Below are 11763 nucleotides of genomic sequence, written 5' to 3'. Positions count from 1 at the left end.
TCGTTCGAGGTCTCGTTCGAGGTCTCGTTCGAGGTCTCGTTCGAGGTCTCGTTCGAGGTCTCGTTCGAGGTCTCGTTCGAGGTCTCGTTCGAGGTCTCGTTCGAGGTCGAGGTCGACGGCGCGGGTCCCGGCGACGCCCGCCGCGGCGGCCGCCGTGCCGGTGCGGCACAGCACGGTGCGGACCCCGCCGTCGGCGGCGAGCCACCCGAGCCGCTCCGCCGGCAGCTCCGGTTCGAGGGGCAGGTACGCGGCGCCGGCCCGCCACACACCGAGCAGCGTCGCGGGCAGCCGGTGGTCGCGGGGCAGGCACACACCGACGACCTCGCCCCGGCGCGTGCCGCGCGCCAGCAGGACCGCGGCGACCCCGGCGGAGGCGTCCCACAGCTGCCGGTAGGTCAGGTGCGCGCCGGCCCCGGCGACGGCGATGTCGCCGGGGCGCTGCCGCACGTGCCGTTCGACGGCGTCCACGACGGTGGCGGGGGCGCCGGCCGGCAGCGGCGGGCCGGCGGCGAGGCGCAGCAGCTGCGCCTCCTCGGCCGCGGTGACCAGCGGCACCCGCGACAGCGGCCGGTCCGGGCCGGCGGCGATCCCGGCGAGGACGTGCAGCAGCCGGTCGGCGAACGTCTCCACCCACGCCCGGCCGGTCAGGTCGAGGTCGTACTCCAGCTGCAGCTCGGTGCCGGCGGCGGTCTCGTTGACGAAGACGGTGAGCGGGTTCTGCGCCCCGCCGCAGCTCAGCTCGCCGAGCAGGTCGAGGCGCAGCCCGCCGCGGCGCACCGTCACCGGCAGGTCCGGCGGCTGCGCGGACAGCACCACCGGGGTGAGCATGGCGCCGCGCGGCTGCCCACCGACCGCGTCGAACAGGTCCGCGGTGGACGGGCGCGGCCGGTCCAGGGCCCGCGCGGTGGTGGCCGCGGCGGCGGCGATCGTGTCGCGGACCGTGGCGGCGGCCGCCAGGCGCAGCCGGACCGGCAGCACGTCGACGAGGGGCCCGATCACCCGGTCCAGCTCGGGTCCGGCGCGGCGGGCGACGACGGCGCCGACGAGGACGTCGCGGCGGGTGGTGTACCCGGCCAGCGCCAGCCCGAGCGCGGTCAGCCAGCCGGCGAACGGTGCGGTGCCGCTCGCCGCGCACACCGCTGCCAGGCCGGTGACCAGCGCCGGCGGCACCGGGCGGGTGAGCCGCTCGCCGCGGAACCCGCCGGTGCCGGTGAACAGCTCGTCCGGCGGCGACGCGCCGTCCAGCTCCTCGCGCCACGCGTGCCCGGCCGGGCGGGCGGGGGCGAGCGCGAGGTCGCCGACCTGCAGCGGCGGCGGGGCCACGCTGCCGGGCTCGGCCAGCTCCGCCGCCAGCTCGGTGAGCAGTGACCCGGTGGACCAGCCGTCGAACGCGACGTGGTCGGCGACGAGCACCAGGTCCGACACGTCGTCGGTGAGCCGCACGACGTCGGCCCGCAGCAGCGGTACGGCCTCCGCCAGGTCGAACGCGTGCCGGGCCGCGGCGGCGGCGATCGCGCCGGCCCGCTCCTCGCGCTCGGCGGCGGGCAGGTCGCGCAGGTCGTGCCCGGTCACCGGGACGTCGGTGCCGGCGCCGACGACCGCGACCGGCTCGCCGTCGCGCTCCACGATCCGGCTGCGCAGCACCTCGTGCCGGGCCACCACCGCCGCCAGGGCCCGGCGCAGGTCACCGGCCCCGGCGCGGCCGGTGAGCCGCACCCGGAACGCCACCGTGGTCACCGCCGGCACGGGGCTGACCTGCCGCAGCGTCCACAGCTCCCGCTGGGTCGGGGTCAGCGGGTACTCGGTGACCCCCTCGTGCCGGGCCGGGATGCCGCTCTGTTCCACCGGGGCCGCGCCGCCCCGCTCCACCAGGCGGGCGAGGGCGGCCACGGTCGGCTCGGCCAGGAAGTCGGCGAGGGCGACGGTGGTGCCGTGCCCGCGGCCGGCGAGGGCGCAGACCCGGGCCGCGGCCAGGGAGTGCCCGCCGAGGTCCGGGAAGCGGTCGTGCACGCCGACGTCGGCGATGCCGAGCACGGCACCGACGATCCCGGCGAGGGCCACCTCCACCGGCGTGCGCGGCGCGACGTACCCGGTCGCGGTCTCCCGCCGCGCCGGCAGCTCGGGCAGCGCGGCCCGGTCGACCTTGCCGTTGGGGCTCAGCGGCAGCCGCTGCACCACCGCGAGCCGGGTCGGCACCAGGTGCTCCGGCACCCGGCGGCGCAGCCACCCGCGCAGCGCGCGCTCGTCGGGGCCGCTCGCCTCCACGTACCCGGCCAGGTACGCCACCCCGTCGGGGTCACGGGCGGCCAGGACGCAGGCCCGCCGGACGTCCGGGTGCCCGGCCAGGACCGCCTCGACCTCACCGGGCTCCACCCGGTAGCCGCGGATCTTCACCTGGTCGTCGCCGCGGCCCGCGAAGTGCAGCACCCCGCCGCGGCGGCGGACCAGGTCGCCGGAGCGGTAGACCCGGCCGCCGGCCTCGTCGGTGGTGAACGCGCCCGACGCCTGGCCGAGGTAGCCGCGGGCGACGACCGGCCCGCCGATCCACAGCTCGCCGAGCTCGCCGTCGGCGACCGGGGCGCCGGCGGCGTCCCGCACGGTCATGACCGCGCCGGCGGCGGGGCGCCCGATCGGCGGCTCGCCGGTGCCGTCACGGCCGACCTCGGCGACCGCGCAGGTGGTGGTGCACTCGGTCGGGCCGTACAGGTTGAGGACCCGCCGCACCCCCGGGTTCGCGTAGATCCGGTCGACGAGCGCCCTGGTCAGCGGCTCGCCGCCGGCGAACACGGCCCGTACGCCGGGCGGCAGCGGGTCGCGCAGCAGCGCGGCGAGGGCGGACGGCACGCCGTACACGGTGCGGACCTCGTCGCGGGCCGGCAGCGTGGGCAGGGCCAGGAGGTTCTCGGCCAGGATCACGGTGCCGCCGGTGACCAGCGGCAGGAAGATCTGGCTGATCGACGGGTCGAAGCTGATCGACGCGGTGGCGAGCATGCCGCCGAGCTCTTCGGCGGTGTACGCGGCCGCCTCCCAGCGCAGCAGGTTCATCGTGTTGCGGTGCTCGACGACGACGCCCTTCGGCCGGCCGGTGGAGCCCGAGGTGTAGATGACGTAGGCGGCGTCCTGCCCGCCACCGGGGGTGTGCAACGGGGCGCCGTCCTCGCCTGGCTCGTCGATCCGGACCACGGGCCCGGTGACCGTGTGCGCGGTGCGGGCGGTGACGGCGGTCAGCTTCGTGGCCGCGTCGGCGGCGATGTAGGCGAGGCGCTCCGCCGGGTACGCCGGGTCCATCGGCACGTACGCCGCGCCGGTCTTCAGCACGCCCAGCAGCGCCGGGACCAGGTGCTCGTCGCGGCCCAGGCACACCCCGACGAGATCGCCGGGCCCCGCACCCGCAAGCCGCAGCCGCCGCGCGATCCGGTCCGCCCAGGCATCGAGTCGCGCGTATGAGGTGCGGACCGTCCCCGCGATCACCGCCACCCGGTCCGGGGTGCGTCGTGCCTGCTCCTCGAACGCGACATGGACACGATGAGACACGCGCAATCCTCCCCGTCCGTGGCACCGATGCGCACGACATTGCTCAGAGGAATCATGCCGCATCTATCTGTGTAACGAAACCGCATCCATGGTCATCGTCGGGAGGCCGACGCCCGGGGCACGCCCGCGGCAGACCCCTTCCGCCACCAGTGACGCGGCGGCCACGACCGGGCCGGCGCCGCCCGCCGGCGGGCCGCCGCCCGGCCCGGATCGGACCCGAACGACGAGGGCCATGACGAGGGTGGCGGCAGGCGGGCATGACCCTCGTCGACGTCGCACGCAGGGCCCCACCGGCGTCACCGCCGCCCGGCCACGCGGTACGCCCGTTGAGCGGCAGGAGCACTGCTCAACGGGCGTCGGTGCGGGCCGGCGGCACGGTCAGCGGGGCACGGTCAGCCCAGCCAGGAACGCAGCCGGGTGAGCGCGGCCCGGGTGAACTGGTCCACGACGCCGCGGTCGGCCGGGCGGCCCCCTTCCCAGGGGTTCTCGACCAGCACCATGGCGACGTTGCCGACGCGCACGGCCGAGACCAGCTTCACGTGCTCGCTGCCGGTCGGCTTGCCCTCGCCGTCGCGGGCCGGGTACCTGATCTCGAACAGGATCGCCTCGTCGCCGTTCTTCGTCGGGGTGAGCAGGCGATGCGTGGAGGTGACGCCGTCGCGGGTCTGGCTCGGGCAGGCGGTCACCGCCGCCCGCAACTGCTGCATGAACCGCTCGGCGCCGTCCGACTGATACGTCGTGATGGTCTCGTCGAACGTCCCGTCCGGCGAGAAGTCCGAGCTCGTCGGCGTCTTCGAGTAGATGACGTGGAACGTCCGGCGCTCCTTGATCAGCGCGTCGCTGGCGTCCTTCGCTCCGCACAGCGCCGGGAGTGCGCCGTCGCTGCTGACCTGGTACGGGGCGTCCGCGCGGTTGGTGTCGGCCCGTTGCAGGAACGCCCGGTCCGGGATGGGGCCCGCCGCCACGGTGATGCCCGGCCCGGTCGTGCCCGGCGCGGCCGACGACGGCGACGACGACGGCAGCGACGGTGACGAGGACGGCGGGGTCGGCGAGGCCGGCCGGGTAGCCGGGGGGCCGCTGACGCCCGGGGGCAGCGGGGACCCGTCCGCCCGCAACAGCACCTGGCCGCCGGCGGTGATCCCGCCCACCAGCACCGCGGCGGCGGCGACGGCAAGCGTGACCCGGGTGCGGCGCCGGCGGTCGGCACGGCGGCGGGGCACGTCGGGGGTGTCCAGCCGGGCGCTGTCCGCCTCCTGGGCCAGCGCCGCGTACATCTCGTGGAAGTCGGTCATCGCTCGCTCTCCTTCGCCAAGTCGTGCGACGGCGCGTCCCCCAGCGCCGCGGCGAGTCCCATCCGGCCGCGTGACAGCCAAGACTTGACAGTGCCCTCGGCCACGCCCGTCTCGGCGGCGATCTCGCTGATCGGAAGGTCGAACAGGTAGTGCAGCGCGAGTGCCTGCCGGTGGGCGACCGGCAGCCGGCGGAGCGCGGCGACCAGGACCACCGTGTCCTCGCTGGGTGGCCGGGCCGTCCCCGGCGGGCCGACGCGGAGCAGCGCGGCCCGCCACCGGCCGATCCGTCGCTGCCGGTCGGTGGCCAGGCGGGTGACCACCAGCCGCAGCCACCCCTCCGGGTTCGGGTGGTCGGTGACCGCCCGCCAGTGCTGCCAGGCCCGGGTGTACGCCTCCTGTACCAGGTCCTGCGCCTCCGTCAGATCGCCGCAGACGGCGTATCCGAATCTCATGAGCCGCGCCGACGTGGCGCGGTAGAACTCGTCGAAACCCTCTGCATCCCGCATTCCCCGTCGCTCCCCAGACCTTCGTTCGGGCCGTTGCAATGGTTACGCCCGATGCCCGTCCCGGGTTGCAGTCGCCGGCCGGGTGCTCGCGCGTCGCCCGGCAGGCAGCGGTCGAGACGTGATTGGTCAGGGAGTGACGGTCAGGGTGTGACGGTCGGGGCGACGGCCCGGGCGAAGGCGAGCCGGGCGTGGTGCAGGTCGTCCTCCTCGGCGGGGATGTCCAGGATGACGGACTCGACGCCGCGCGCCAGGTACCCGGCCAGGTAGGTGCCGACCTCGTCGTAGTCGCCGACGAGGTACGGGCAGAACGTGCGGTACGTCCGGAACGGGTGCAACCAGTAGACGCCGGCCGCGGCGTCGACAACCGGCTGGGCGGACAGTTCGGCGTGCCAGTGCGAGTCCGACAGCCGGCTCACGATGCGGTGGCGGCGCTCGCCGAGGGGGTCGCCGGGGAACCGCTCGTGCGCGGCCCGCCACGCGGCGGCCCGGTCGGGCCGGGCGATGACGCCGAGCCGGATCCCGGTGCCCCGCAGCAGCGTCCCGCCGGGCGGGTGGTCCTCGACGGGCCGCGGGTACGCGAACCGCAGGATTCCCAGGTCGGCGGCGCATCGGACGCTGCTGTCGCTGGAGCCGGACAGCACCAGCCGGGGCGCCAGCGCCGCCGGGGGCCGGTGCGGCAGCGTCGCGGCCCGCACCTGGTAGTGCCGGCCCACGACGGTGACGGGGCGGGGCGAGCCGAGCAGCTGCCGGACGATCGTCGCGTACTCGGCGAGCCGCTCGTACCGCTCGTCGTGGCCGGCGCCGTCGCCGAGCGCCTCCAGGTGCTGGCGGGAGCCGCCGGTGACGAGGTTCAGGTGGACCTCGCGGCCGTGCAGGAACGTGAGCGTGGCCGCCATCCGCGCGGCCGTGTACGGCGGCAGGTACACCGGCTGCACCGCGACCAGGGGCACGGCCCGTTCGGCCGTGTCGAGGACGAGCTGCGCGACGAGCCACGGGTCGACGAGGGTGTTGTCGGAGTAGACCAGCAGCCCGGCGCAGCCGGCCTCGTCGGTCCACCGGGTGACGTCGGTGAGGCGCCGCCGGAACCCCGGGCCGTCGACCTGCACGGAGGCGGGCGCGGTCGTGTACACCTCGACGCCGGCGAACGGCGGCATCAGGGCTCCTGGGCGGCGGCTCGGCGGCGGATCTCGGTGAGGCCGATGAGATCCTCCGGTTCGGTGTCCGGCACGTCGGTGTCGAAGCGGGCCAGGGGGCGGTACCGCATCGCGGCCAGGGCGATGACCGCGATCGCGGCGCCGAACAGCAGGTACGTCGGGCCGAGCCCGATCGCGGCGGACACCGCCGGGCCGACCACGATGAACGCGACCGGCAGCGTGCCGAAGGCGAAGACGGTGTTGACGGCGAACACCCGCCCGTGCGCCCGCGGCGGCACCTTCACCTGGATGATCGTGGTGTAGATCGCGTTCATGACGGTCAGCGCGGCGTACATGCCGAAGACGCCGGCGGCGACCAGCCACACCGACCGGTGCGCGCCGGCGAGCGCGGCGAACGCGGCGAGGGTCAGCGCCGAGCACAGCACGCCGAGCATCTTGCGCCGGGCCGGGCCGCCCCACACGGCCATGAGCAGGCCGCCGGCCACGACCCCGGCGCCGCCGGCGACCGCGACGTGGGTGACGGCGCGCAGGTCGGCGAAGCTCAGCACCAGCGGCTGCACGAGGATGATGACCGGGCCGAGGAACAGGTTGCTGACCGCGAAGAACAGCAGCATGGCGCGGAAGCCGGGGGTGCCCATCGCGTACCGGAACCCGCTGCGGATCTCCGCGCCCATCGGCTCGCGGCGGCGGTAGCCCATCAGCGCCGGGAACCGCACCACGGCCAGGACGACCACGGCGACGGTGTAGCTGAGCACGTCCAGGGCGAGGATGCCGTCCAGGCCGATGGCGGCCATGACCCCGACGGCGGCGACGGGCACGAGGAACTGCGCGACGCCCGCGCCGGCCTGGACCATGCCGTTGGCGTGGCCGAGGTACCGCTTCGGCACCAGCTGCGGCACGGCCGAGAAGTACGCCAGCCGCTGGAACGTCAGCGCAACCGACAGCCCGGCGAGCAGCACGTAGATGTGCCAGATCCGCAGGCTGTCGGTGAGGAGCAGGGCCAGGAACGCGCCCTGGATCGCGAGGGCCGCGCCGTCGCTGGCGAGCATGACCGCGCGGCGGCTGTGCCGGTCGACCAGGGCACCGGCGAACGGCAGCACGAGCATCCCCGGCACCAGCGCGATGGTGGAGAACAGGGCGAGCTTGAACAGCGAGTGGGTGTGCAGGAAGATCCACACCGGGACCGCGAACTCGGTCATGGCGCTGCCCGTCATCGACACCAGCTGGCTCGCCGCGACGGCGAGGAAGCGCGGCATGCTCGGCGCCGGCCCGTCCCCCGACGGCGGGCGGTCGCCGGTGGAGACGCCGGCGAGGCGCCACGTGTCGGTGCCGTGACCGGGTTCGTCGCCGCTGAACGTGCGGCGGGCGGTGAGGATCGTGGCCAGCTCCGCGGCGCGCCACTTCAGGAAGTAGTGACCCGCCTCGTCCAGCACGTACAGGGCGGTGGTGCCGGTGAGGAAGTGCCACTCCTTGAACCGTTCCTGGTGGTACATGGTTTCGTCGTCGCGTTCGCCGACGATCGACACGATCGGCGCCCGCAGCCGGGTGGTGCCGCGCCGGTACAGCTGGGTGAAGAACTCCTCGGCGGCCTCGCTGTCGCGGCGCATGCCCCGCACCATGGCCCGGACCTGGTCCTCGGCGACGTCGCTGAGGTCCAGCCCGACGGAGGTGAGCCAGTTGGTGTAGGCGCGGTCGCTGCGCAGCCGCTCGAACCGGCTCAGCAGCTTCGCGAACCGGCCGCGGGGCCGGGCGAACGGGAAGATCGCGCCGATGAACAGGGTCTGCACCTCACGGCCGGCCGCCTCGAGGGCGCACGCGACGGCGACGGCGAGGGCGCCGCCGACGCCGCAGTGGCCGTACACGGTGACCGGGCCCTCGACGCGTTCGAGGATCTCCGCGGTGGTGTCCGCGACGAGGTCGTCGAAGGCGGCGCCCTGTTCCTCCAGGCCGACGTCGTTGCCGGGGATGGCGAGGGCGTACAGGGCGTGCCCGGGCGGCAGGGCGTCGGCGAGCGGCTGGTAGACGATGGCGCTGCCGCCGCCGTACGGCAGGCACACCAGCGTCATGACCCGCTGCGCCGCCGGGATCGGCTTCGTCAGCTCGTGCAGCAGCCGGCGGGGGCCGCGCCGGTCGGCGGGGGTGTCGACGAGCTCGGCGAGGCGGCGCACGGTCGGGTGCTTGAACAGCTCCATGACGCTGACCGGGGCCGGCAGCACGGCGCGCAGCCGGGCCACGACCTGGGTGGCGAGCAGCGAGTGGCCGCCGAGGTCGAAGAAGTCGTCGTCGGCACCGACCCGGGGCAGGCCGAGCACGGCCGCCCACACCTGCGCGATGGCGGTCTCGGTCGGGGTCCGCGGCTCGGCGCCGGAGGCGGCCACGACCGGCGGTGGCGGCAGGGCCCGGCGGTCGAGCTTGCCGTTGGCGGTGACCGGCAGCGCGGGCAGCGGCACGTACGCGGCCGGCACCATCGCGTCGGGCAGCACCTGTTTCAGCGCGGCCCGCAGTTCGCCGTGGCCGTCGCCGACGACGTACGCGACGAGGCGCTGGTCGCCAGGGCGGTCCTCGCGCACGACGACGGCCGCGTCGCGCACGCCGGGCAGGCCGCGCAGGACGGTCGCGATCTCGCCCGGCTCGATCCGCATGCCGCGCAGCTTCACCTGGTCGTCGAGGCGGCCGAGGTAGTCCAGGGTGCCGTCGGGGTTGCGGCGGGCCAGGTCGCCGGTCGCGTACATCCGGTCCCCCGGCGGGCCGAACGGGTCGTCGCGGAACCGTTCGGCGGTGAGCTCCGGGCGGTTGAGGTACCCGGCGGCGACGCCGACGCCGGCGATGTGCAGCTCGCCGGGTACCCCGACGGGCACCGGCCGGCCCGCCGGGTCCAGCACGTACAGGCGCAGGTTCTGGATCGGCCGGCCGATCGGCACCCGGGCCCGCCCGGCGAGGGCGTCCGGGGTGCACTCCCACCAGCTGACGTCGACGGCGGCCTCGGTCGGCCCGTACAGGTTGAACACGCCGCAGCCGAGCCGCCGCAGCGCGGTGCGGGCCAGGTCGACGGGGAGCGCCTCGCCGCTGGCCACGACCCGGCGCAGGCCGGTGCACGCCTCGACGCCGTCCTCGGCGAGGAACACGGCGAGCATCGACGGCACGAAGTGCACGGTGGTGACCCGTTCGGCGACGATGAGGTCGCGCAGGTACGCGGCGTCGCGGTGGCCGCCGGGCCGGGCGAGCACCAGCCGGGCGCCGGTGAGCAGCGGCCAGAACAGCTCCCACACGGACACGTCGAAGCCGATCGGGGTCTTCTGCAGCACCGCGTCGCCGGCGTCGAGGGCGAAGGTGCGCTGCATCCAGTCGAGCCGGTTGTGGATGGCCCGGTGCGTGTTCGGCACGCCCTTGGGCCGGCCGGTGGAGCCGGAGGTGTAGATGACGTAGGCGACGTCGTCGGGGCCGCCGAGCGGGGCCAGCGGCGGCGGCTGCGGCACCGGGCCGGTGACGTCCACAGTGGACAGTACGGCGACCGGGCCGGCGTCGGCGATCATGTACGCGGTGCGGTCCGGCGGGTTGTCGGGGTCCAGCGGCAGGTACGCGGCGCCGGACTTCAGCGCGGCGAGCAGGGCGACGACGAGCCCGGGGCCGCGTTCGGCGTGCACGGCGACGATCCGGCCGGGGCCGGCGCCGTCCGCGCGCAGCCGCGCGGCGAGGTCGGTGGCGCGGGCGTCGAGGTCCCGGTAGGTCATGGCACGGCCGTCGAAGACGACGGCGGGCGCGTCCGGGGTGCGCCGCGCCTGCTCCTCGACGAGCCCGTGCAGGGTCCGGGCCGGGCCGATGTCCACGGTGGTGGCGTTGACGTCGTGCAGGACGTGGGCCCGCTCGTCGGCGGCGAGCATCGGCACGCGGCTCACCGGCTGGTCCGGGTCGGCGGCGACGGCGCGCAGGATGCGCTCCAGGTGCCCGGCCATCCGCGCGACCGTGTCCGGCTCGAACAGGTCGGTGCTGTAGGTGAAGAACCCGGTCAGCCCGTCGCCGGCCGGGTCGAACACGTACAGCTCCAGGTCGAACCGGGTCTGCCGGGCGTCGATCGGGAACGGCTCGACCGCCGGGCCGGTGCCGGGCAGGCCGCCGCGGCCGTAGTTGAGCATGGTGAACGTCGCCTGGAACACCGGCGAGCGGGACACGTCGCGCGGCACGCGCAGCCGGGTGACGAGCCGGTCGAACGGCGTCTCCTGGTGGTCGAACGCGTCCAGGGCCCGCTCCCGGACCCGCCCGACCAGCTCGGCGAACGTCGGCTCGCCGGTCAGGTCGGCCCGCACGGCCAGGACGTTGGCGAACAGCCCGACGACGCCCTCCAGCTCGGGCAGGGTGCGCCCGGCGACGGTGGAGCCGACCGCGAAGTCGTCCTGGCCGGCGTACCGCGACAGCAGCGTCTCGTACGCGGCGAGCAGGACCATGTACGGGGTGGCGCCGAACCGGCGGCCGAGCCCGGCGACGGCCGCGGCCAGGTCCTCGTCGTAGCGGAACACGTGCCCGGCGCCGTGGAAGCGCTGCTCGGGCGGGCGCGGGCGGTCGGTGGGCAGGTCCAGCGGCGGCACCCCGGCCAGCTGCGCCTGCCAGTGCTCCAGTTCGCGGTCGAGGCGGTCGCCGGCGTACCGGGCGCGCTGCCAGGCGGCGTAGTCGCCGTAGCGGACCGGCAGCGGCGGCAGGGGGCGGCCGTCGTAGGCGTGCAGCAGGTCGGTGAGGAACACGTCGATGGACCAGCCGTCGGCGCCGATGTGGTGCAGCACCACGGCGAGCACGTGGTCGCGGTCGGCGACGCGGATCAGCACGGCCCGCACCAGCGGCCCGGTGGTGAGGTCGAACGGCCGGGCGCCGAACCCGGCGACGATCCCGCGTACCGCCGCCTCGTCCGGCTCGGTGCACCGTTCGAGGGGCACGCGGACGTGCTCGTCGACGACCGCCACGGGCCGGCCGCCGGGGTCGGTCAGGAACCGGGTGCGCAGCGTCTCGTGGCGGGCCGCGACCGCGTCCAGCGCGACCCGCAGCCGGTCCTCGTCCAGGGCGCCGCGCAGCCGCACCGCGATCGGGACGGTGTAGGCGGCGGTGTCGGGGACGAGCTGGTCCATGAACCACAGCCGCTCCTGCGCGAACGACAGCGGCGGGTGGGCGTCGTCGGCGCGGCGCGGCACGGCGGGCGCGGCGGCCTGCCCGCCGCGGGCCCGCAGGCGGCGGCGCAGCAGCTCGGCGCGGTCGGCGGACAGCTCGGCGACCCGTCCCTCGGCGCGCATG

Annotated in this window: 5 protein-coding genes; all 5 read right to left on the bottom strand. The window is 75.8% G+C overall.

What is annotated here, in order from left to right; all coding sequences use genetic code 11:
- Positions 1-3534: amino acid adenylation domain-containing protein (locus AB0H83_RS05540; RefSeq protein ID WP_360087281.1), on the bottom strand; the 3534-nt coding region annotated here is incomplete at its 3' end.
- 392 nt (positions 3535-3926) lie between these two features.
- On the bottom strand, positions 3927-4826 hold the full coding sequence (locus AB0H83_RS05535) for a hypothetical protein (protein WP_360087278.1): 900 nt from the start codon (positions 4824-4826) through the stop codon (positions 3927-3929).
- Positions 4823-5332, bottom strand: coding sequence for a SigE family RNA polymerase sigma factor (locus tag AB0H83_RS05530; protein ID WP_360087276.1), 510 nt, complete (start codon positions 5330-5332; stop codon positions 4823-4825). Before AB0H83_RS05530 ends, AB0H83_RS05535 begins: the two co-directional genes overlap by 4 nt.
- Before the next feature lie 140 nt (positions 5333-5472).
- Positions 5473-6486, bottom strand: a complete 1014-nt coding sequence (locus AB0H83_RS05525; protein ID WP_360087273.1) for an LLM class flavin-dependent oxidoreductase — start codon at positions 6484-6486, stop codon at positions 5473-5475.
- Positions 6486-11762 (bottom strand): amino acid adenylation domain-containing protein, encoded by a 5277-nt coding sequence (locus AB0H83_RS05520; RefSeq protein WP_360087270.1) that lies wholly within the window; start codon positions 11760-11762, stop codon positions 6486-6488. Before AB0H83_RS05520 ends, AB0H83_RS05525 begins: the two co-directional genes overlap by 1 nt.
- Between the last annotated feature and the right edge of the window lies 1 nt (position 11763).

This window comes from Dactylosporangium sp. NPDC050688, assembly GCF_040654515.1.
Classification (GTDB): domain Bacteria; phylum Actinomycetota; class Actinomycetes; order Mycobacteriales; family Micromonosporaceae; genus Dactylosporangium.
Note: the sequence above shows the minus strand (reverse complement) of the source record. Positions and strands in the feature narration are given on the sequence as shown.